The organism is Tsukamurella pulmonis, assembly GCF_900103175.1.
Lineage (GTDB): Bacteria > Actinomycetota > Actinomycetes > Mycobacteriales > Mycobacteriaceae > Tsukamurella > Tsukamurella pulmonis.
The window spans coordinates 172,270-193,598 of sequence record NZ_FNLF01000002.1; the positions used below are offsets into that span (position 1 = coordinate 172,270).

Annotated in this window: 16 protein-coding genes; 4 read left to right on the forward strand and 12 right to left on the reverse strand. The window is 72.8% G+C overall.

Going from position 1 to position 21,329, the window contains the following annotated elements; translation table 11 throughout:
• The first annotated feature begins 6 nt into the window (after positions 1 to 6).
• Positions 7 to 729 (forward strand): hypothetical protein, encoded by a 723-nt coding sequence (locus BLQ62_RS01160; RefSeq protein WP_068537432.1) that lies wholly within the window; start codon positions 7 to 9, stop codon positions 727 to 729.
• 180 nt (positions 730 to 909) lie between these two features.
• Here the strand turns inward: BLQ62_RS01160 and BLQ62_RS01165 are convergent, their stop codons facing one another.
• From BLQ62_RS01165 to sigM, 5 genes are all read right to left on the reverse strand, one after another.
• Positions 910 to 2,103, reverse strand: a complete 1,194-nt coding sequence (locus tag BLQ62_RS01165) for an N-acetylmuramoyl-L-alanine amidase (RefSeq protein WP_068537430.1) — start codon at positions 2,101 to 2,103, stop codon at positions 910 to 912.
• 99 nt (positions 2,104 to 2,202) lie between these two features.
• Positions 2,203 to 2,526, reverse strand: a complete 324-nt coding sequence (gene trxA, locus BLQ62_RS01170) for a thioredoxin (protein WP_068537428.1) — start codon at positions 2,524 to 2,526, stop codon at positions 2,203 to 2,205.
• A 29-nt stretch (positions 2,527 to 2,555) separates the two neighbouring features.
• Positions 2,556 to 3,512 carry a thioredoxin-disulfide reductase gene (gene trxB, locus BLQ62_RS01175; protein WP_068537427.1) on the reverse strand — a complete coding sequence of 319 codons (957 nt, stop codon included), beginning with the start codon at positions 3,510 to 3,512 and terminating at the stop codon, positions 2,556 to 2,558.
• Positions 3,513 to 3,616: 104 nt separating this feature from the next.
• A complete protein-coding gene (locus BLQ62_RS01180) occupies positions 3,617 to 4,234 on the reverse strand; it encodes a hypothetical protein (RefSeq protein WP_068563470.1) in 618 nt (205 codons plus the stop codon).
• Between the two features lie 128 nt (positions 4,235 to 4,362).
• On the reverse strand, positions 4,363 to 4,941 hold the full coding sequence (gene sigM / locus BLQ62_RS01185) for an RNA polymerase sigma factor SigM (protein WP_068563594.1): 579 nt from the start codon (positions 4,939 to 4,941) through the stop codon (positions 4,363 to 4,365).
• Between the two features lie 265 nt (positions 4,942 to 5,206).
• Here sigM and BLQ62_RS01190 point away from each other — a divergent pair, with 265 nt between their 5' ends.
• Positions 5,207 to 8,698 (forward strand): bifunctional proline dehydrogenase/L-glutamate gamma-semialdehyde dehydrogenase, encoded by a 3,492-nt coding sequence (locus BLQ62_RS01190; protein ID WP_082756118.1) that lies wholly within the window; start codon positions 5,207 to 5,209, stop codon positions 8,696 to 8,698.
• Positions 8,699 to 8,707: 9 nt separating this feature from the next.
• Here the strand turns inward: BLQ62_RS01190 and BLQ62_RS01195 are convergent, their stop codons facing one another.
• On the reverse strand, positions 8,708 to 9,307 hold the full coding sequence (locus BLQ62_RS01195; RefSeq protein WP_068563472.1) for a DNA-3-methyladenine glycosylase I: 600 nt from the start codon (positions 9,305 to 9,307) through the stop codon (positions 8,708 to 8,710).
• A gap of 112 nt (positions 9,308 to 9,419) precedes the next feature.
• On the opposite strand from BLQ62_RS01195, the gene BLQ62_RS01200 reads away from it, so the two are divergent.
• A complete protein-coding gene (locus BLQ62_RS01200; protein WP_068563474.1) occupies positions 9,420 to 10,298 on the forward strand; it encodes a hypothetical protein in 879 nt (292 codons plus the stop codon).
• Here the strand turns inward: BLQ62_RS01200 and murJ are convergent.
• Genes murJ through BLQ62_RS01215 form a run of 3 tightly spaced genes read right to left on the reverse strand, consistent with a single transcriptional unit; the run spans position 10,270 to position 17,335 of the window.
• Positions 10,270 to 13,962, reverse strand: a complete 3,693-nt coding sequence (gene murJ, locus BLQ62_RS01205; RefSeq protein WP_068563475.1) for a murein biosynthesis integral membrane protein MurJ — start codon at positions 13,960 to 13,962, stop codon at positions 10,270 to 10,272. The two genes, BLQ62_RS01200 and murJ, sit on opposite strands and share 29 nt — an antisense overlap.
• The gene (locus BLQ62_RS01210; RefSeq protein ID WP_139184134.1) at positions 13,959 to 16,430 is read right to left on the reverse strand and encodes a glycoprotein; all 2,472 of its coding nucleotides are present in this window, start codon (positions 16,428 to 16,430) and stop codon (positions 13,959 to 13,961) included. Before BLQ62_RS01210 ends, murJ begins: the two co-directional genes overlap by 4 nt.
• Positions 16,427 to 17,335 (reverse strand): NUDIX hydrolase, encoded by a 909-nt coding sequence (locus tag BLQ62_RS01215; protein WP_068563478.1) that lies wholly within the window; start codon positions 17,333 to 17,335, stop codon positions 16,427 to 16,429. Before BLQ62_RS01215 ends, BLQ62_RS01210 begins: the two co-directional genes overlap by 4 nt.
• A 75-nt stretch (positions 17,336 to 17,410) precedes the next feature.
• Here BLQ62_RS01215 and BLQ62_RS01220 point away from each other — a divergent pair, with 75 nt between their 5' ends.
• Positions 17,411 to 18,880 carry a CCA tRNA nucleotidyltransferase gene (locus tag BLQ62_RS01220; RefSeq protein ID WP_068563487.1) on the forward strand — a complete coding sequence of 490 codons (1,470 nt, stop codon included), beginning with the start codon at positions 17,411 to 17,413 and terminating at the stop codon, positions 18,878 to 18,880.
• Positions 18,881 to 18,893: 13 nt separating this feature from the next.
• On the opposite strand, the gene BLQ62_RS01225 is transcribed toward BLQ62_RS01220, so the two are convergent.
• From BLQ62_RS01225 to BLQ62_RS01235, 3 genes are read right to left on the reverse strand one after another with little or no spacing between them, the layout of a single operon-like run.
• Positions 18,894 to 19,412: a hypothetical protein gene (locus BLQ62_RS01225; RefSeq protein WP_068537414.1), complete on the reverse strand. Its 519-nt coding sequence runs from the start codon at positions 19,410 to 19,412 to the stop codon at positions 18,894 to 18,896.
• A gap of 45 nt (positions 19,413 to 19,457) precedes the next feature.
• Positions 19,458 to 19,991 carry a hypothetical protein gene (locus BLQ62_RS01230; protein ID WP_068563489.1) on the reverse strand — a complete coding sequence of 178 codons (534 nt, stop codon included), beginning with the start codon at positions 19,989 to 19,991 and terminating at the stop codon, positions 19,458 to 19,460.
• Position 19,992: 1 nt separating this feature from the next.
• Positions 19,993 to 21,321 carry an MFS transporter gene (locus tag BLQ62_RS01235; protein WP_068563491.1) on the reverse strand — a complete coding sequence of 443 codons (1,329 nt, stop codon included), beginning with the start codon at positions 21,319 to 21,321 and terminating at the stop codon, positions 19,993 to 19,995.
• Positions 21,322 to 21,329: the final 8 nt, after the last annotated feature.

The following is a 21,329-nucleotide window of genomic DNA, read 5'->3' on the forward strand; positions in this document are numbered from 1 at the left end:
ATCCCGATGGCACTGACGATCGTCCCGCTCACCCTCGGCGGCTTCGACGACCTCCCCCGGCACATCCGCCGCTGCGTCTACTGGGAGGTCGCGCCGGACGGCGAGACCCTGACGGACACCGAGTTCGACAAAGAGGCGTGGCTGTCGATGCTCATGCTCGAGTGGGGCTCGTGCGGCCAGGTCGCGATCGATCACGCCGTCGACGGCAGTACGCGGGTCGTGGGCGTCGCCTTCTACGCCCCGCCGCGCAGCGTCCCCCGGGCCGCCCACTTCCCCACCGCGCCCATCAGCCCCGACGCGGTGCTGCTGACGTGGGTCGGCTCCGAACCGGGCATGGACGTGCGAGTCAAGGAGGAGCTGGTCTCCGCGGTGTGCACCGATCTGGTGCGCCGCGGTGTGCGCGCGATCGAGGCCTTCGCGCTTCTCACTCCGGTCGGCATGTTGACGGAAGACGTTGTGGCGCAATTGGATTGCGGTCCGTGTGGGTGCAAGACCCTACCGCTGACGGACGCCGACTTCCTGGAACAGATGGGCTTCGAGACCGTCGCCCCCCACCATCGCTTCCCGCGCCTGCGACTCGAGCTCTCCGAGGGCCTCGGGTGGAAGGCGGGCGTCGAGCACGCACTGGAGCAGCTGCTCGCCGCGAGCGCCGCCGAGGCGGCCCTCAGGAACGCGCTGGAGGACACGGGCGACGCCGCCGCACCCGTCGGGAGGGTCGGCGAGCACTGACGCCGCAGCGGGCCGCTCAGGCCCGTGCGCGGTGCCGCCGCCCGGCGGCGTGCCCGCCACGCCGACTTCTCAGCGCGGATCGGCCGGTTCCTGCTCGCGGCCGTCCGGGCGCTCCGAATCCGGTGGCGGGGGCCGGGGCGTCGGGCACCTTCGAAGGGTGCCGGGCAGCGGAGCGGACCGTCAGGCCCGGTTCTCGGCGCTCTCCTCGAGCTCGAGTAGCTCGGCGAAAGTGTATGTGCCCGTGGGGCGGTCGTTCTCCCCCAGCAGGTACAGCCGCTTGACGGCCACGAGGATCGCCTCGGCGATCGTGTCGCGCATCTGCGGCGAGGCGAGCACCGCCGCGTCGTGCGGATTGGTCACGTAGCCGACGTCGATCTGCACCGTGGGCATGCGCGTCAGGCGGACGATGTCCCAGGTGCGGCCGTGGTAGTGGCAGTCGGTCAGCGGCGTCCGCGCGACGATCTCGCGCTGGATGAAGCCCGCCAGGTTGCGGCCGATGTTCGAGCTGGCGCCGTGCGTGTTGCCGAAGTGGAACGAGGCCACGCCGTGGGCGCGGTCGTTGCGGTAGTGCGCGGTGCGCAGCGCGATCATCATGTCGGCGTCGAAGGTGTTGGCGGTGTACGCGCGAGTGCTGTCGTCGGCGTCCATGCCGCGCGGGCGCGAGAGGTAGGTCTCCATGCCGGCGGCGGCCATCCGGCCCTCGAGTCGCGAGCCGAGATCCCAGAGGATCTCCTCCTCGGTGACGGGCCGGCCGTCGGGGCCGCGCACGGCGAGGCCGCGGTCCGGCCCGCCGAGGCCCGGGTCGATGACGATGCGCTTGCCCGACAGGCGCGGACCGGAGCTGCGGACGTGCTCCTCCTCCTTGATCGCGTGCGGCGATCCGCCGGTCACGCGCGAGCCGAGGAAGGTGAGCGAGCGCAGCGTGGCCGGGCCGCAGATGCCGTCGGCGACGAGGCCGAACTCGCGCTGATAGGCCGAGAGGCCCAGGTGGGTCTGCGGGCCGAAGAGGCCGTCGATCATCCCGGCGTAGAAGCCGAGGTTCTGCAGGCGGGCCTGCAGGGCCGCCACGTCGTCGCCCGAGGGGGGCGCGGAGGCGATGTAGCTGAGCGTGCGCGCGCCCAGCTGGTAGGTGGACTCGCGGAGCGCACGGTAGGTGGCGGGACCGACGACACCGTCGACCAGGAGACCGCGCTGCTGCTGGAAGGCGCGCGTGGCGCGATCCAGCCGGCGGTCGAAGACCGCCTCGGGGGCCGTCCAGCCCCCGACCACCAACTCGGTGGGGGCCACGTAGTCGCGGAGGAAACCCTGATCGGCGAGGATGCCGCGGATCTCCGCCACGGCGCCACCGTGATCACCGAGGCTGATGCGTGGCATGGAGCACCCTTCGCTAGCTTCCTACGGGCCGGCGGCCCGAGGACGGGAAATCGTGTACACGATACGGCCTCGGGGCCCACCGGCCAACGCGACGGCGAATCACACCAGGCCGTCGAGCTCCTTGAGGATAGCGGACTTGCTCTTCGCGCCGACCAACTTGGTCGTCGGCTTCCCGTTCTGGAACAGGATCAGCGTGGGGATGCTGAGCACCTGGTAGTCGCGGGGCGCGCCGGGGTTCTGGTCGACCTCGATCTTGGCGAAGGTCACCTTGTCGCCGTGCTCGGCGGCCAGCTGCTCCAGCACCGGTGCGACCACCTTGCAGGGGCCGCACCAGGTGGCCCAGAAGTCGACGAGCACGGGCTTGTCGGACTGCAGCACCTGCTCGGTGAAGGTGTCGTCGGTGAGGGTGACGATCTCGGCCATGGTTGAACTCCTCGGGCGGTGGAAGGGGATTACTGGGCGGCCGCGACTTCGCGGTGGTGGGCGAGCCAGCGCTCGGCGTCGATCGCGGCGGCACAGCCGCTGCCGGCCGCCGTGATGGCCTGGCGGTAGGTGTGGTCGACCAGATCGCCCGCGGCGAAGACGCCGGGAACGCCCGTCGCGGTGCTGCGGCCCTCGACCTGGACGTAGCCCTCGTCGTCGACGGTGACCTGGCCCGCGACCAGACCCGAGCGGGGATCGTGGCCGATGGCCACGAACAGCCCGGTGACCTCGAGGGTCTCGACGGCGCCGGACACGGTGTTCTCCACCAGCAGCGACTCGACGGACTTCTCGCCCTGCACCGCGGTGACCTTGGAGTCGGTGAGGAAGCGGATCTTCTCGTTCGCCCGCGCGCGGTCGAGCATGATCTTCGAGGCGCGGAAGTTCTCGCTGCGGTGGATGAGCGTGACGGACTTGGCGAACTTGGTCAGGAAGATGGCCTCCTCCATCGCGGAGTCGCCGCCGCCCACCACCGCGATGTCCTGATCGCGGAAGAAGAAGCCGTCGCAGGTGGCGCAGGCGCTCACGCCGCGGCCGAGGAGGGCCTCCTCACCGGGCACGCCCAGGTAGCGCGCAGCGGCGCCCATCGCGAGGATGACGGCGCGCGCGCGGTAGGTGCCCTCGGAGGTGACGACCTCCTTGATCTCCCCGTCGAGCTGCGCGGACTCCACGTCCTCCATGCGCAGGTCGGCGCCGAAGCGCTGCGCCTGCTCGCGCATCTCGTCCATGAGCTGGGGGCCCATGATGCCGTTCTGGAAGCCGGGGTAGTTCTCCACCTCGGTGGTGGTCATCAGCGCGCCACCGAAGTTGGTGCCCTCGAACAGGATGGTGCTCAGCTCGGCGCGACCGGCGTAGACGCCCGCCGTGTACCCGGCCGGACCCGATCCGATGATGATCACGTCCGCGATATCGGTGCCAGCTGCAGTCATCTACCTATCCAACCGTTGAAGGGGTGCCCGGGCGGTTTCCCCCGGGCCGACATGTGTGCCAACGGTGGCGGGGTTCTGGATGTTCCCGCACCGTCCCGTCCAGGTTACGGCGTGCCGGCGCGTGCGGCGGAGGCACCGCTGAGCACACGGTTCACCAGCACCGACGAGCTCTCCCCCTGCGCGCACGACGGCGTGACGGCGAGCACCCGCAGCTCTCCGAGCTTTCCGCCGGGCAGCAGCAGCACCGTGGTGTGCGCGCCGCGCAGCTGCATCGATCCGGCGCCCAGCAGCGTCCGCTGGCGGGTGGGCACCGATGCCGCGTCCAGGCAGCGCCGCAGCGCGGGCGGGTCGGTGAAGGGGCCGCGATCGCCACCGGGAACCGCGGCCGCGAGCAGGACTCCGCTCTCCGGTTCGGCCGGCACGTCCCGCACGGTGCTCACCGCCACGGAGATGGCCAGCACCCCCACCGCCGCGGCGGCCGCGCCGAGCAGGTACCGCCGTCGCACGCGGGACGGTGCGGGAGCGGGCGCCGCGCGGATCGCGGCCTCGATGCGCCGGTCTCCGAGGGGGTTGTCGGCGTGCGCGCCCTCGGGCGCGGACCACTGCGCGTACATGCGATCGCGGTACTCGGCGAGCGCGGCGTCGAGCCGCTCCTCCTCCGCGCGACTGAGCCGTTGGCGCTCGTCCCCGTCGTCGTCCGCACGCGGTCCTGCTTCCCCCATCGGAAACCTCCTCTCTTGAATTGGACGCACCAGCCCACCGATCGGTTCCCACCGCTTTCAATACTCGTTGTGCGTCATGCGAACGACCCGCCCGGATCCGGGGCGGGGTGCACGACGCGGGGAGACGCTCAGCGCAGGAGGCGCTCGAGCCGCACGCGGGCTCGGGCGCGCCGGCTCTTGACGGTGCCCGGCGCCACGCCGAGCAGCTCGGCCGCCTGGGTCACGGACAGGCCGTGCATGTCGACGGCGACGATCGCCGCGCGCTGATCCTCGGGCAGCATCCGCAGCGCGGACTCCACCGAGAGCCGGCGGTCGAGTTCCTCGGTGCCGCGACCCTCGTCCGAGGCCAGCCCGCTCAGGTCGTCGGGCATGGGCAGCGACGTGCGTACCTGGTTCCGGCGGGCCCGGTCCAGGCAGGCGTTGACGACGATGCGGTGCAACCAGCTCGCCACCTTGCAGTCGCCGCGGAAGCTCGGCGAGAGCTGGTAGGCGCGCAGCATGGCGTCCTGCAGGCAGTCCTCCGCGTCGGTGTGGTCGCGGATCGTCCGCAGTGCCGTGGCGCGCAGCTGCCGGCTGTGCCGCCGGAAGAGTTCGGCGAAGGCGTCACCGTCGCCGCGGGAGGCATCGGCGAGCAGCCGCTCGTCGGAGGCGTGGTCGGAGGCCGGCCCCGTCGGATCCCAGGGCGGCGTCGGGTCTGTGCCGTGCATATCGGTCACCGGATCCCCCGATCCGGCGGGCCGCGAGATGGTGTTCCCCCACTCGGTCATGCACGGATGTTAGAGGGGCCCGATACCGTTCTGAGACCGTTTCTTTGCAATTCGATCACCGATATCGAAAACGCGCGGATCTTTGCGATCACGCATCCGCTCGCGTTCGGCGTGTGATCGGTCTTACACTGGAGCGCAAGGCCAGGTGGCGCACCCGTCGCTGTGGATTCTCCATTTCACTGCGCGAGCTATCAGGAGGCCTCTCATGGTCGATTCGTCCCGTCCGTCCCCGTCCGTGCCCACCGGCGCTGTGCCCGGCTCCCCACTCTCCTCATCCGGCACAGGCGCCGTCCTCGGCACCGGTCCCGGCACCGATCGTGCCGTCGTCGACGCCGCCGTCGGTCGTGCCCGCCGCTGGCTGCAGGTCAGTCGCGGTCCCCGCCCCGCCGACGTCGGGCGGCGCGAAGCGGCCGCCACATCCAGTCTCGCAGCGCTGCTGCATGATCCGAGTGGCGTCGAGTTCACGATGGGCTTCGTCGATCAGGTCGCCCGGCCCGAGGACGATCACGTCGCCGCGAAGGCGCTGCGCCGGCTCGTCTCCCCCGCCGCCGGTGGCGCTCCCGGACGCGCGTTCATGAGCCCCGTCGACGCCGCGCTGCTGCGCGCGGGCACCGTCGCCGCCGGCATCGCCCCGTCGATCGCGATGCCCGTGGCCCGCCTGCGACTGCGGCAGCTGGTGGGGCACTTGGTCTTCGACGCCGACGGCGACAAGCTGCAGCGCCGCCTGCGCCGCGCCCGCGAGGCCGGGGTGCGGCTGAACCTCAACCTGCTCGGCGAGGCCGTGCTCGGCCAGGGCGAGGCCGACAACCGGCTCGCCCGCACCCACGAGCTGCTCTCGAACCCGTCCGTGGATTACGTCTCGATCAAGGTGAGTTCCGTCGTCGCGCAGCTCAACCCGTGGGATCTCGAGGGCAACCGGGACCGGATCGTCGAGCGACTGCGACCGCTGTACCGCACCGCCCGCGACGGCGGGAAGTTCGTCAATCTCGACATGGAGGAGTACAAGGACCTCCACCTGACCCTCGAGGTCTTCACCGCGCTCCTCGACGAGCCCGAGTTCCGTTCCCTCACCGCCGGAATCGTGCTCCAGGCCTACCTTCCCGACGCTCCCGGCGCGATGGCCCGGCTCACGGAGTTCGCCCGGCGCCGCGTGGCCGAGGGCGGCGCGCCGATCAAGGTGCGCCTGGTCAAGGGCGCCAACCTCGCGATGGAGCGGGTGGACGCCGAGCTGCACGACTGGCCGCTCGCGACCTACGGCACCAAGGCCGACGTCGACGCGGACTACCTGCGGATGGTGGACGCCGCGCTGCGGCAGGAGAACGCCGACGCTCTGCGCATCGGCGTCGCCTCGCAGAACCTTTTCTCCGTGGCGTACGCGGTCGAGTTGGCGGAGCAGCGGAACGTGCAGCGGCAGTTGGACATCGAGATGCTGCAGGGCATGGCGCCGATGGAGGCCGCCGCCGTCCGCGCGGACGTGGGTTCGCTGATCCTCTACACCCCGGTCGTGCGGACCGGGGACTTCGACGTGGCCGTGAGCTACCTGGTGCGGCGCCTGGAGGAGAACGCGTCGAGCGAGAACTTCCTGTACTCCATGTTCAGCCCCGACCCGGGCGCGATCGCCCTGGAGGAGGAGCGCTTCCGCACGGCCGTCGCGCGCCGCCACGCGGTGCAGGACGGGCCGAACCGCGTGCAGGACCGCGGCACCGAGACGGTGCTCGCACAGCACGGCCCGTTCACCGGCGAGCCGGACACCGACCCGTCCACCCCCGGCAACCGGGCCTGGGCCTGCGCCGCCCTCGCGCGGCCGGACGATGTCGAACCCCCTGCGCAGGTGAGTGATCCGGCCGCAGTCGACGGAGCCGTCGCGGCGGCGCTCGAGGCCCAGCGGGCGTGGGCGGCGCGGCCGGCGAGCGAGCGGGCGGCCCAGTTGCACCGTGTCGCCGACGAGCTCGCGCGGCGCCGCGGCGACCTGCTCACCGTGATGTCGTACGAGGCGGGCAAGACCGTCACCGAGGCGGATCCCGAGATCTCCGAGGCCATCGACTTCGCCCGGTACTACGCGCACAGCGCGTCGGCGCTGCAGGACGACGAGGCCGCGTTCACGCCGCACCGGCTGGTGGTCGTCACCCCGCCGTGGAACTTCCCCGTCGCGATCCCGCTCGGCGGCGTGCTGGCCGCCCTCGCCGCCGGCGCGGCCGTCATCATCAAGCCCGCCCCGCAGGTCCTGCGCTGCGGCACCGCCGCGATCGCCGCCCTGCACGCCGCGGGAGTCCCCGAGCACCTCGTGCAGCTCGTCAACGCCGACGAGGCCGATGCCGGTCGCCGGCTGGTCACCCACCCCGAGGCCGACGCGGTCGTGCTCACCGGGGCCAGCGAGACCGCGGCCCTGTTCCGCGGCTGGCGGCCCGAGCTCGAGCTGCTGGCCGAGACGTCCGGCAAGAACGCGATGGTGGTGACGCCGGCCGCCGACCCCGATCTCGCGGTGAACGACCTGGTGCGCAGCGCCTTCGGGCACGCCGGACAGAAGTGCTCCGCGGCTTCGCTCGCGATCCTCGTGGGCAGTGTCGGCGACTCGCAGCGCTTCCTCGGCCAGCTGCAGGACGCAGTCCGCACCCTCGCCGTGGGCGAGGGGCACGACCTCGGCACCACGGTCGGCCCGCTCATCGAACCCGCTGCGGGCAAGCTGCTGCGCGGGCTCACGCAGCCCGCTCCGGGCGAGCGCTGGCTCGTCGAGCCTCGCCGCCTCGACACGGCCGGCCGCCTCTGGTCGCCCGGCGTGCTCGACGGAGTCGCCGAGGGCAGCTGGTTCCACACCACCGAGCTCTTCGGCCCGGTGCTCGGCATCATGCGCGCCGCGAGCCTCGACGAGGCGCTGCGCCTGCAGAACTCCACCGGGTACGGCCTCACCGCCGGCCTGCACAGCCTCGACCCCGAGGAGATCGCCCACTGGCGCGAGAAGGTGGAGGCGGGCAACCTCTACATCAACCGGCACATGACCGGAGCCATCGTGCAGCGGCAGTCCTTCGGCGGCTGGAAGCGCTCCTCGATCGGCCCGGGCGCCAAGGCCGGAGGACCCAACTACGTGGCCCAGTTCGGGCGGTGGGCCGACACCGTCGTGCCGTCCGCACCCGAGGTCGCGCCGACGGTGTTCAGCGAGCGGATCATCGCCGGAGCGCGGCACCTCACCGCGGAGGACGTGGCCTGGCTGCACGCCGCGGCCGCGTCCGACCAGCGGGCGTGGGACGCCGAGTTCGGCGTCGAGCACGACCCGACGGGACTGGCGAGTGAGGCGAACGTCTTCCGCTACCGGCCGCTCCCCCACCTCGAGGTGCGCGTGGGCGCGGAGGCCCGCCCCCGCGACCTGGTGCGGCTGCAGCTCGCCGCGGCCCGCACCGGCACCCGGCTCGACGTGACGGCGAGCCCCGACGCCCCGCCGCTGCCCTTCGACGCGCCGGTACACGCGGCGCAGGAGTACGCCGACGGCCTCGCCCGGCGGGCCGAACCCGTGCGCATCCGCGTGCTCGGGACCCCCGAACCGGAGGTGGCCGCCGCCGCGGCCGCGCACGGGCACAGTGTGCTCCGCGGACAGGTGCTGCTCTCCGGCCGCCGCGAGCTGCTCAGCGTGCTGCGCGAGCAGGCCGTGAGCACCACGCTGCACCGCTACGGGCACCTCACCGGAGGGACCGGCACCGCGTAGCCGCGCCCGCTAGGCCCACACGCCGGAGCTGCCCCGCCGGTGACTGCCGATGAGGTGATCGTCGACGATGCCCACCGCCTGCATCAGCGCGTACATGGTGGTGGGCCCGACGAACCGGAAACCCCGGCGGCGCAGCTCCTTCGACAGCGCGATCGACTCCGGCGACGTGGCCGCCACCTCGGCCATGGTGCGCGGGGCCGGGGTGCGCTCGGGCTGGAAGGACCACACCAGATCCACCAGCCCGCCGTCCTCGCGCAGCGCGAGGACGGCGCGGGCGTTGCCGATGGTGGCCTCGATCTTCTGCCGATTGCGGATGATGCCCGGATCGGCCATCAGGCGCTCGACGTCCCCCTCGTCGAACGCGGCCACCGCATCGGGATCGAAGTCGGCGAAGCCGGCGCGGAACGCCGGCCGCTTGCGCAGCACCGTGGCCCACGACAGTCCCGCCTGGAAACCCTCCAGCGAGATGCGTTCGTAGAGGCCGCGCTCGTCGCGGATCGGCATGCCCCACTCGGTGTCGTAGTACTCGCGCAGCAGGCCCTCGGCCGCCCAGGCCGGTCGCGCCAGACCGTCCTCGCCGATCACCACACCGTCGTCGTGTTCCGTCATCTCGTCCCCCTCGATCGAGCGCGCCCGGCGGGCGCCGTCCTCGCACCGTAGGGCACGACACCGACAAGTCCGCCGTAAGCGTCCCTTCAGTGGCATCGACGAGGATCGGCCCATGTCCGTCCGAACCGACCCGCTCCGGCTGCTGCGGGCCCGCTGGTGCCTGCTCGCGGCGGCGCAGCCCGTGCTCGCGGCCGGCGGCGCGCCGCTACCCTTCCGGGTCACCGTCGACGGCACCGAGCGCGGCGTCGCCCGGTACGACGCCTCGTCGACCGCCGGCGCGACGCTCGCCTGGTTCGGCCCGGACCGCGCCGTGCTCTCCTGCGGCGATCTCGGGTGGCACGTGCCGGGAGCGCCGGGGGCCGCCGAGCGGATGGCGGGCGGACCGTCGTGGCTCGAGCACGTGTCGGCCCTCGATCACCGGCTCAGCGCCGGCCGGTACGGCTGGGCCGGGGTCTGGGACGGGGGCGGGTTCGATGCCGGGGAGGCCCCGGAGCCCGGTGCGCCGCTCCCCCCGGTCGGCAGCGCGGACGAGGTGGTGGCCGCCCTCGCCGGACGTCTCGAGAACGGCGACGGACTGCAGCACGTGGTCCGGATGTGCGAGTACGAGTGGCTCGACGCCGCCTCGTGGCGCGCCGCGTTCGGCGGCTTCGCACCGGAGCGGATGCTCGACGAGGCATGGCTCCGGCTGCGCGAGTGGGGTCTGACCCAGTGGACGGGCGACGGTCCGCGCTACGAGGGTGTGCCGGGCCGCACGCCCGAGCGGGCCCGCGCCGTCGCGGCCGAGCACGCTCGCGAACGGGGGATGCAGATCCCGGAGGAGGTCCGGGTGGAGTCCGCGTTGCGGACTCGAACAGGCTGGCGCGTAAGGTTCCTCGACTACCGGGACGTGGAATCCGGTCGGCCGCTGGTGATCTCGGTGCCCGATACGGGGCCCGCGTGGATCGAAACCGCGGCGCGGGTCATCAGGATCCCTGGAACGCGACCTGATTGATCGTGGTGTACCACGAGTTGCCGGACTCCTTGGTGAGACCGGTGATCCACACCAGCACGTACCGGGCGCGCGGGGCCACGGTGCTGACGTGGAAGTCGTTGGCGCCCGGGCGCAGCGTGCCGGACCACACCAGCGAGGTCTCGCCCAGCTCCTTGACCGAGTCCTTCGTCGACGTGCGCACCTCGACGGTGCTGCCCGCGCTCGGGGAGGTGATGGTGCCGCGCGTCAGCGAGACCGCCTTGTCGAGCGTGACCAGGAATCCGACGCCCTTCTTCAGGTTTCCGAAGGCGGGCCCGGCCCGGTAGGTGTCCGTCTTCCACGACGGGGTCTTCCCGGTGAGCACGTTCGCCAGGTTCGTCGCCGGGTCCTTCGAGGAGGCGAAGTCCACGAGGGCGACGTCGGTGGACTTCACCGGGGCGCCGACGCCGGGCGCCGGGGCCGGCGCCGCGCTCTGCTCGGCCGTCGCGCTCGTGGTGTAGAGCGAGCTCACGCCCGACTGCGTGTCCTTGCCACCCGTCAGGCTGCTGATCAGCAGCGTGAGCCCGATGATCACCAGCAGGGCGACCGCGCACGCCGCGATCACGAGCAGGGGAACGTTCTTCTTGCCGCCCGAGATGCGCTGCAGCAGTGTGGGCTTGGACTGGATCCGCTTGGCGGGAGTGGGCTGCTGGGACAGCGGCACGGCCGGCTCGGAGCGGGGCGGCGCCTGACGGGGTGCCTCGCGCGGGGGCTCGGTGCGCACGGCCGCCAGCAGGTCGGTCTTCACGTCGACGACCGAGGCCTGATCGAGCAGCTGCTGCACCGTGGCGGCGGTGCGGATGCCCTGGCCGCCCTCGAGCGTGCGGGTGGCGACCGCCGAGATCTCGAACGGGATGTCGCGCTTGGCGTCCCGCGGTTCGACGGGATTACCGTTCGCGTCGGCGTCCGCCTGCCGGATGCCGGCGACGGTGCCCGTCCCGGTGGTCACGGTGCGGCCCGTCGCATCGTCGAGCGGCCAGCGCTCGAGCAGCAGGGCGTAGAGCACCGCGCCGAGGCCCCGGACGTCGGACTCCTTGGTGGCGTCGGCCAGCGTGCCGGGGAAGGCGAGGTAGGCGTGCCCGTCCTGCGAGATGCGCACGCGGTCCGGGTGGTCGATGGAGAGGGCGGCGCCGGCGCGGTGAGCGCCCTCGGCGGCACCGGCCAGGGCGCGCACGGCCTTCGCCGCGCCGATCGCCGACGGATGGGTACCGGCCACGTCGGCCAGCGAGCTGCTGGGGACCCACTCGGCGACCACGATGCCGCCCGAGCTGCCGCGCACCACGTCGAGGACGCGGGCCAGGCCGTTCGAGTGCACGCGGCCCAGGCGCAGCGTGCGGGAGAGGATCGACTGCGGGCCCTCGCCGCGCATGCTGATCTGGGCGCCGCGCTCGGGAACCGGGGCGCGCTGCTCGGAGTCGACGAAGGTCAGTGCCACGTCGCGGTCGAGGTTGATGTCGCGCGCCTGCCAGAACTGCAGCCCGCGGATCCCGCCGTAGTGCTCGATGAGCCGGTAGCGGCCGCCCGCCACGACGGCGCCCGGGATCAGCTCGGGGCCGCGGGGCGCATCGTCCTCGTCCCACGACGGTGCGGCGGGCTCGGGCGAGGCCGGCAGGCCGGCCTGCGGAGCCGGCGACGCGGACGGCAATCGCATCTGTCCGGTCCCCGGTGCCTCGTTGCCGGACGTGCGTGCGGAGTCGTCCTCGGTCACTGCGAATGCTCCTCTTCTGCGGTATCGAAGGCCCGTGGTCGGTGTTTGCTCGCCCGCCCGCGGGCGCCGGGGAACATGGCTTTGACCAGCATACGGGAGGCCGATGTCGTCGGCGATCCGCGGCAGCTGGGCGGTGATCTCCTCGCGGCGCAGGCTCGCGTAGGCCTCGAGCTCATCCAGGCGCATCTCGCGGGTGTCCGGGGCGCGGGAGGCCGCGCGCTCCGGTTCCGACGGTGCGCTCGGCCGCAGCGCCGGGATGAACCGGCCCGCGATGCGCCGCAGGGGTGCCAGGATCGCCAGCACGTCCGGTACCCGCCAGAGGGCGAGTAGCGCATAGATCAACGTGAGGCAGAGTACGCCTGCGATTGCAAGATACAGGAACGCGCCGAGCGGACCGCTGCGATCGATCGCCTTGAGCACGGGCAGCTGCATGATCACGTACACGGTCACCGTGACCAGCACCGAGACGGTGATCGTCTGGATCAGCGTGCGCGCGACGTTGGTCAGGTGCAGCGGACCGAGAGTCCGTCGCAAGAGGTACCAGCCCATGATCGCACCGGCGGTGTACGCGAGGCCGCGTGCCGTACCGACGAGCTCGACGATCCGGTGGTCGTCATCGGTGACCACCAGCACGAGGTAGGACAGGGCGACCTGCACGATCACGATCGCCACGACGATCCCGGTGGGGATCCAGGCCCGCTCCTGCGCGTAGAAGACTCGCAGGTGGATCAGCACCATCGCGTACGGGATCAGCACGAACGCGCTGAACGTGATCGCGGTACCCAGGAAGTTCGCGTCGTCGCGGGAGAACTGGCCGAAGTTGAACAGCGCGCGCCCGATGGACGGCCCGAAGACCGTCATGAACGCGACGATCGGGACCAGGGCGACCATCGTGATGCGGGTGGCGACGGCCAGGTCGTCGAGGACGGCGTTGCGGTTGCCGTTCGCCGCGTTGCGCGACAGTCGTGGCATCACGGCGGTCAGCAGCGCGACACCGATGACGCCGTACGGGAGCTGGAGCACCATCCACGCGTACTGGTACACGGCCGGACCGCCGCCGGAGGCGTGCGAGAGGATCGGGGTCACCGCGTACCAACCGACCTGCGAGATGAAGACGTAGGTGACGATCGCGATGCCCATGCTGCCGAAGTGCTTGAGCCGATCGTCGACGCCCCACCGCAGCCGCAGCTTGATCCCCGAGCGGCGCATCGCGGGGAGCAGCACGAGGGCCTGGAGGACGACGCCCAGAGTGCTGCCGATGCCCAGGACCAGGAGCTTGGGCTGGCTCATGTCCGTCGGGTTGATCGTGAGCTCGCCGGGCATGAAGTAGAAGGTCACCAGGGTGGTGATCTGCACGATGTTGCACGCCACGGGTGCCCACGCGCCGGGTTTGAATTCGTCACGGGTGTTGAGCATCGCCGTGAACAGGGCCGAGAGCCCGTAGAACATCAGCTGCGGCAGGAACATGACGACCAGGGCCTGCGTGAGGCCCTCGTCGACCTTCGAATCCCCCACCAACAGGCCGACCAGTACCGGTGAGAGCGCCAGGGACACGATCAGTGCCACGCCGAGGATGGTCAGTGACAACGTGAACAGGCGCTCGAAGAAGGCCTGGCCGCGGTCCTTGTCCTCCATCTCGGCCCGCACCAGGACGGGGATGACCAACGCCGTGAGCACCTGCCCGAGGACCAGCTCGGACACCTGCTGGGGCATCTGGTTCGCCACGCTGAACGCGGAGGCGATCGCCGGACCGAGGATGGCCGCGAGCAGAACGGTGCGCAGGAAGCCGGTGACCCGCGAAGTGAGCGTGGCGACCGCGACCGAGCCGGTGGAACGCAGCAGGCTGCTGGTGCCGCCGCCGTCCGTCGCACCGTCGGTGCTCCCGCCGCTGGTGGGGCGGTTGCTCGGCGGGATGTGCCGGGGCTCGGCGCGGCTCATGTGTCCTTCGGTTCCGGGGTCTCGTGCGGTGCGGGCGGTCGATGTGCAGCGTAACTGTTCGCGATCCGCTTCTCGTGCTCGTCGGCCGGGGGGCGGTCCGCATCCGCCGGGTCGGGCCGGCCGCGGTAGCGGCGCCACAGGCGCCGCCCGGCGAGCAGGACCAGCAGGATCCCGGCGCCGCACGTGATCCAGAACAGCGACTTGCCGTAAGCGTTGGAGTGCACGGAGACGGAGATCGGGTCGCCCAGCGGCATGTTGCTGGACGAGCGCAGCGTCAGCTGCACGGAGATCTGCCGCGAGTAGTCGACGGTCGTCGGCAGTTCGATCTGCCGGGTGCCCCGTGCGGGCAGCTCCTGCACCTCGGAGGCGTCGATCGTGACGCCCTCGGGGGCCGACCAGTCGATGACGGTCCGGATGGGCAGCGGCAGGTCGTTGCGCGCGACGATGAGCAGTGGCGATTTGTCCGAGGCCAGCGTGTACGCCCCGCCGGGGGTGACGAAGCCGACGGAGCGCAGCTGTGCGGCCATCGAAGCGCGCGTGGCGGACAGCCGGATGGAGGCGTCACCGTCGACGGCGGAGCGCGACGGCGCCCAGCGCAGCGCACGCACCGCGTCCTCGCGCAGGGGCGAGGTGTACATCCGCGGAGTGAGCGGGGTCTTCGGCAGGGGGAGCAGCGCGGCGCCGAGCTGGTCGACCTGCCGGACGTGCGCGGCGGCGGCGGTGACGATCCGGTCCGGGACGCGGGAGGGCGCGCTCTCGGGCGCCTGCCGCAGCGTCCAGGGATCGGCGGCGCGGGCCGGGTCGCGGCCCGTCGACTGGGCGGAGGCGGTGAGGTCGCGGAAGGTGCGCGGCTGCGCGAGGCCCGCGCCGAACTGCGCGGAGACGGCGTCGAGGACGGCGCGCGCGTCCTGCGGCCCCGCGGCCCACACCTGCGGCGGTGCGATCAGTGTGGTGCGGCCGGTGACCTGTGCGACGGGATCGACGGCGGTGCTGGCCGCCCACCCGTCGGGGGGCGCGTAGCGCTGCGTCGGATCGAGCGCGGCCGCGGTGACCGCCCCGACGGCGGCCTGCCGCCGCATCACCGCCGACTCCTCGCCGACGGTGAAGGTCGATGACGTGGGCACGGTCCCCGTCGGGCCCGGTACGACCCCGCGCTCCGCCCCGTCGGGGACGTCGCCCATCGCGGCGAGGGCGGCCGAGACGCTCGGGTCGAACACCGCGGCCCCGATGCCCTGGCCCACGTTGACGATGCCCGACGGGGTGCCCCGCCCCTGGGCCGGCGCCTTCACGGTGGTCGCCGCTACGACCGTGGCCCCGATGTCGGAGGCGCGCAGCTGCCCGGCACCGTCGGCGAGGAGCTGCCCGGACGCGGGGATCGCGACGCCCCGCACGGACTGCACGCCGAGGATCGAGTCGATGACGTCGGACGGGGTGTCGAGCGCGGCGCGCTGCAGTGACGGCTCGGCGGAGCGGCCGAGCGCCTCGAGGTCGACCTGGCCGAAGGGCAGCGCGACCACGCAGGAATCGGCGGCGACCCGCTTGAGGCGCTCCAACCAGGCACCCGCCGCATCACTGCCGGTGCCGGCGCTGCTCGGGCCGCGCGGGTCGGCGGGATTGCGGGCGACCCGGTACGGCGCGGTCATGGCCTGCACCGTGACGAGCAGGTCCGGATCGATCGCGAGGCAGGCGGCCGTCCGCAGCGCGGTCCGCCGCGGGTCGGGCCCGCGCGTCGCGTCCTCGTAGGCCGACAGCAGGCCGTCGAGCCGGCCGCCCTCGCCGAGGGAGCCGGCGAGCGCGTCGTCGACGAGCCGCACCGGGGTGTCGCCGCCGCCGGGTACGCCGCCCGCGAGTTTCGGATTGTCGGCCAGTGGCCACAGCAGCGTGACCTGGGCGGGCGACGTCGTGACGGCCTTGTCGACGGTGCCCGCGTCGTCGGAGCCGCCCTCGGGCAGGCCGAGGACGGGCAGGAGGGTCCGCGAGTCGTCGAGCCGGGCGGTGCCGCCGTACGCGGGCTTGCCGTTGAGGTTGAGCAGCAGCGGGTAGACGCCCGGGCGGTCGATGCCGAGAGTGGGCCCGCGCGTGGTGGGGGTGGCGCGGACCGGGATCGTGACGGTGAACGCGGTGCGCTGCCCCGGCTTGAGCACCTTCGAGACGGGTTCGAAGCGGCCGAGGGTGTCGTAGACGTTGTTGTCGGCGACCAGGTCCGAGCGCAGCTGCGCCGAGGTCGACACCGCGGGCGCGCGCTGGATCCGCAGGTCCAGGTCGCTGACGTCGCGGTCGCCGAAGTTCTCGACGTCGCCGCGCACCACCACTTCGTTGGGGGAGTTCTCGGTGACCCGGGAGGTGACCTCGTCGACGGTGATCCGTACGAACTGGGCGTCCGGGAGACCGGCGCCGCTGGGAACGGGCAGGCCGGTGATCGCGATCAGGAGCGTCAGCACGCACAGGAGGCGGGCCGATCGGCTCACGTCTGACCGCCCCCGCCGCCTCCGCTGCTGCGGCGACCGCGCGAGCGGCGCCCGCCCCGCCGCCGCCGGGGCTTGGGCGGATCGTTGCGCACGGCGTTGCGCTCGGCCGCGGCGCGCTCGTAGGCGGAGGGCTCGCTGCGCGGCGCGGCGGCGACGCGGGCGGCCAGCTCCTGCGGGTCCGCGGTCAGATCCTCGATGACGGTGCGCGCGGTGGCGACCAGCTTGCGCTCGTCGGAGTAGGTCAGCCGGGTCGCCAGCTCGCCCAGCGGCACCCAGGCGACCTCGGAGACCTCGTAGTCCTCGGTGGAGAGATCGCCGCTCTGCCAGGACAGCAGGAAGTGGTGCACGGTCTTGTGCACGCGGCGGCCCTCGACGGCGAACCAGTAGTCGATCTTGCCGATGGGTGCGAGGACGGCGCCGGTCAGGCCCGTCTCCTCCGCGACCTCGCGGATGGCGGTGAGCTCGGCCGTCTCGCCCGTCTCGATGTGCCCCTTCGGCAGGGACCACAGGGTGCGGCCGCGGCGGTCGACGCGCCCGATCAGCGCGGCGCGCAGCTCGTCGTCACCGTCGAGCCCGGCCACCACGAGGCCGCCGGCGGAGGTCTCGCGGACCGTCCGGATGCGCGGATCGGGGCGGACGCGGCCCGGCGCGGGGCGCTTGGCCTTCGAGGTCGGGGTGCCCTGCTTGCGTGCGGGCTTGACGGCCGGAGCGGGTTCCGACGGTGCCTCGCCGCTCTCCGGTGACGGCTTCTGCTCGGTGACCGCCGAGAGCTGGCCGCGACCGCGACCACGGCCCCCGCGGCGCCGCCGACGGCGCGGCCGGGAGGGCGCTCCTGCCGCGGAGTCGCCGACGGGACCCGGGCGCTGCGGGCGGCCCGAGGAGTCGGCGGATTCGGCGGAGGTCACCCCCCGATGCTACTGGCCGGTTGCGCTCCCATACGCCACCGTCGTGTTTTCCGCGCCGCAGTAGACTGACCGGTCGTGACCGACAGCTCTCCCGACGGCCCCGCGGACGCGCGCGCCGAGCGCCGGACCCGCCTCCTGGCGGCGGCGCACATCTCGCTGCGCGGATTGTCCGACGTGCTGGCGCCGCTGGGCGCCCGCTTCGCCGATGCCGGGCACGAGCTCTACCTCGTCGGCGGTTCGGTGCGGGACGCACTGCTCGGCCGCCTGACGAGCGATCTGGACTTCACCACCGACGCGCGGCCCGAGCAGGTGCAGGCGCTGCTGCGCGGCTGGGCCGACGCGATGTGGGACACCGGTATCGAGTTCGGCACCGTGAGCGCGGCCTTCGCCGACCAGCAGATCGAGATCACCACCTACCGCGCGGAGGCGTACGACCGCGTCACCCGCAATCCCGTCGTGAAGTTCGGCGAGAACCTGCACGACGACCTGGTCCGCCGCGATTTCACGATCAACGCGATGGCCGTGCGCATCGGCCGCGACGGCGCCGAGGACTTCCAGGACCCGCTGAACGGGCTCGACGCGCTGCTCGCGGGCGAGATCGACACACCGGCCACGCCGGAGGAGTCCTTCTCCGACGATCCCCTGCGCATGCTCCGCGCCGCGCGCTTCGTCTCCCAGCTGGGATTCGCGGTGGCGCCGCGCGTGTCCGCGGCGATGACCGACATGGCGTCCGAGATCGACCGGATCACCGCGGAGCGGGTGCGGGCCGAGCTGGACAAGCTGATCCTGGGCGAGCACCCCGTGGACGGGATCGTGCTGCTGGTGGACACCGGGCTCGCCGAGCGGGTGATCCCGGAGATCCCCGGGATGAAGCTGGCGATCGACGAGCACCACCAGCACAAGGACGTCTTCTGGCACTCGATGACCGTGCTGCAGCAGGCCATCGACCTGGAGGAGTCCGATCCGGACCTGATCCTGCGCTGGGCCGCGCTGCTGCACGACATCGGCAAGCCCGACACCCGCCGGCACGAGCCGAACGGCGGCGTCTCCTTCCACCACCACGAGGTGGTGGGCGCGAAGATGGTGCGCAAGCGGATGCGGGCGCTGGCGTATCCGAAGGCCGTGATCGAGGACGTCGCGCAGCTGGTCTTCCTGCACCTGCGCTTCCACGGCTACGGCGACGGGCAGTGGACCGATTCCGCGGTGCGCCGCTACGTCACCGACGCCGGACCGCTGCTCCCCCGGCTGCACAAGCTGGTCCGCGCGGACTGCACCACCCGTAACAAGCGGCGCGCCGCGCGGCTGCAGGCCACCTACGACGGGCTCGAGCGGCGGATCGAGGACATCGCCGCGAGGGAGGATCTCGCGCGCGTGCGGCCCGATCTCGACGGCAACGCGATCATGGAGTTGCTCGGTCTGGAGCCCGGACCCGAGGTGGGCGCGGCGTGGAAGTTCCTCAAGGAACTGCGCCTGGACCGCGGCCCCCTCGACCGCGACGAGGCCGAGGCCGAACTGCAGAAGTGGTGGGCCGAGCGCCGGGGCTGAGTCGGCGGCCGGGTCAGCGAGGCTCGGCGTAGGGCGTGCGCGGCCCGGGGATCGCGGCGATCCGCTTGTCGAGCTCGCTGGGAAGCTTGGACAGGGCCGCCCACCCGCGCGGCTCGGGATTGTCGACGGTGGCCTTGAGCACGGTGCCGTCGGCGGTGCGCACCGTGGCGGAGACGATCCACCCGTCGAAGATCTGGATCTTCCGGTCGTAGTCCGGACGGTTGCGCAGCACCTTCTCGGTGATGGAGCGCAGGTCCGCGACGTCGGCGGGCGTGCCCCGCAGCTCGACGAGGCCGCTTCCGGACGCCGTGGACGAGACGGGCTTGGTGATGATGCGGCCGTCGGCGTAGACGGTGGTCCGCGGCGCGACCTCGTCGGCGGGCACGAGGAAGACGTGCGTGCGCACGTCGACGACGACGGTCTTCGCCGGGGTCGGGGCCGGCGTGGGCGCGGCGGTGGCGCCGCCCGCCGCGGCCGTCGTGGACGCGACCAGCAGGGTGACCGCCGCGGCGGCTCGCAGAGACGTACGCATGCCAGGAGCCTATCCGCCGCGCGCACCAGGCGAAAGATCTGATTCCTACTGGTGCAGATCGGTCGCGCCGTCGGCGGTGCCGTCACCGTCGGTATCGAAGAGGAGGACGTCGGGCGCACCGTCGGCGTCCGTGTCGGCGACGGCCTGCCGGGCGGGTTGCCCCGGTTCCGCCGGCACGGGGGTCACCGTCGCCGGGGGGCCGGGTTCCTGCGGCACCCGCGCGACGCCCGGCATCGGGCAGGTCGACGGTGTCGCCCGCTCCACGGCCTCGACGCGCCCCTGCTCCGGCCCGGCGCCGGGACCGGGTCCCTCCGGGCCGGTCGGCCGATCCGCGCCGGGTGCGGCCTGCGCCCAGAGCCCGGATCCGTCGTCGCGGAAGGCCGCCTCGCGGGTGCCGTCGTCGTCGAGATCGAGGGCCGCGACGTCGGCGCGGCCGTCCCCGTCCAGGTCGAGCATCGCATCGTCGAGCAGGCCGTCCCCGTCGAAGTCGAGGAGCACCGCCCCCTGCTCCCCCGGCGAGGTCCAGCGGGTGACGGCGCCGCCGTCGCCGAACCAGTACTCGATCAGCTCGTCCCCCATATCAATTGGACGCGCCAGCGACCTCCGGGGTTCCCGTGCGGCGGTAGAGCAGCACCACCGCGCCGACGGCGAGGGCGTAGAGGACGGCACCGGCGGCGGCGAGGGGCCGGGAGGCACCGTCGAACGGGACCACGGCGGCGGCGAACGCGACCGCGCCCACGAAGGTCACGTTGAACAGGGCGTCCTGGAAGGCGAAGACCTGGCCGCGACGCTCGTCGGGCACGTCCATCTGCATCGCGGCGTCGCCCGACAGCTTGACCACCTGACCGGCGAGCCCGAGCACCGCTGCGGCCGCCACCAGGACCGCGAAGTGCAGCGTCAGCACGGTGAGCTGGGTCAGGCAGGCGGCGACGAGCGCGCCGACCACGGTGTTCCGCCGCCCCCACCTGGCCACGGTGATCGGGGTGAGCACGGCCGCGGCGAACATCCCCACCGCCGTCGCGCCCGCGACCGCGCCGAACCCGGCGAGCCCGAGCGCCCCGTCGGTGAAGTGGTGGCGGGTGAGCAGGAGCAGCATCAGGGTGTTGAAGCCGAACACGATGCGGTGCGCCCCCATGCCGGTGAGGGCGGCCGCGACCGACGGGGCGCGCCAGGCGGCGAGTGCGCCGTGCGCGAGGCCGGTCGCGACCTCGCCGAGTGCGGTCGACGGCTTCTCGTGTTTGCCGGTGACGTCGTGATCGGGGCCGAGGATGCCGGCCGGGAACCGGGTCGCGAGCAGCGCGCCGAGGACCGCGATCAGCGCAGCGCAGGCGAGGACCCCGGCGCCGCCGGCGTCGTCGGAGCCGAACACCGCGCGCAGGCCCACGGCGGTGCTGGCGCCCAGCGCGGTGGCACCCGCCCCGAGGGTCGTGGTCACCGAGTTCATGGCGACCAGTTGTGGCCGGTCCACGACGTGCGGCAGCGCGGCGGACAGACCCGAGCCGACGAACCGGCCGGCGCCGCCGACGGCGAGCGCGACCACGAAGATCGCCGTCTCCCCCGCTCCCGACGCGAGGACGCCCGCGCACGCCGCGATGAGCAGCGCGCGCACCAGGTTGGCGACGACGAACACCCGGCGCCGGTCCCACCGGTCCAGGAGCGCACCCGCGAACGGGCCGATCACCGAGTACGGCAGCAGCAGCACGGCCAGGCCGGCGGCGATGTCCGCCGGCGACGCGCTCCGCTCGGGGTTGAAGACGATGGCCGTGCCGAGCCCGGCCTGGAACAGCCCCTCCGCGTACTGGCTCAGCAACCGGACGCCGAGCAGGCGCAGCAGGTCGGGCAGGTCGCGGAAGGTCCGCCAGGCGGGTTTCGCGGCGGCCGTCGGCGCGCCCGCTCGGCCGGTCGTCACGTGCTACA

Bases quoted from the DNA above. Each gene is read 5' to 3' on its own strand.
- BLQ62_RS01160 (WP_068537432.1), top strand. From the start codon at position 7: ATGGCACTGACGATCGTCCCGCTCACCCTCGGCGGCTTCGACGACCTC.
- BLQ62_RS01165 (WP_068537430.1), bottom strand. From the start codon at position 2,103: ATGCCACGCATCAGCCTCGGTGATCACGGTGGCGCCGTGGCGGAGATC.
- trxA (WP_068537428.1), bottom strand. From the start codon at position 2,526: ATGGCCGAGATCGTCACCCTCACCGACGACACCTTCACCGAGCAGGTG.
- trxB (WP_068537427.1), bottom strand. From the start codon at position 3,512: ATGACTGCAGCTGGCACCGATATCGCGGACGTGATCATCATCGGATCG.
- BLQ62_RS01180 (WP_068563470.1), bottom strand. From the start codon at position 4,234: ATGGGGGAAGCAGGACCGCGTGCGGACGACGACGGGGACGAGCGCCAA.
- sigM (WP_068563594.1), bottom strand. From the start codon at position 4,941: ATGCACGGCACAGACCCGACGCCGCCCTGGGATCCGACGGGGCCGGCC.
- BLQ62_RS01190 (WP_082756118.1), top strand. From the start codon at position 5,207: ATGGTCGATTCGTCCCGTCCGTCCCCGTCCGTGCCCACCGGCGCTGTG.
- BLQ62_RS01195 (WP_068563472.1), bottom strand. From the start codon at position 9,307: ATGACGGAACACGACGACGGTGTGGTGATCGGCGAGGACGGTCTGGCG.
- BLQ62_RS01200 (WP_068563474.1), top strand. From the start codon at position 9,420: ATGTCCGTCCGAACCGACCCGCTCCGGCTGCTGCGGGCCCGCTGGTGC.
- murJ (WP_068563475.1), bottom strand. From the start codon at position 13,962: ATGAGCCGCGCCGAGCCCCGGCACATCCCGCCGAGCAACCGCCCCACC.
- BLQ62_RS01225 (WP_068537414.1), bottom strand. From the start codon at position 19,412: ATGCGTACGTCTCTGCGAGCCGCCGCGGCGGTCACCCTGCTGGTCGCG.
- BLQ62_RS01230 (WP_068563489.1), bottom strand. From the start codon at position 19,991: ATGGGGGACGAGCTGATCGAGTACTGGTTCGGCGACGGCGGCGCCGTC.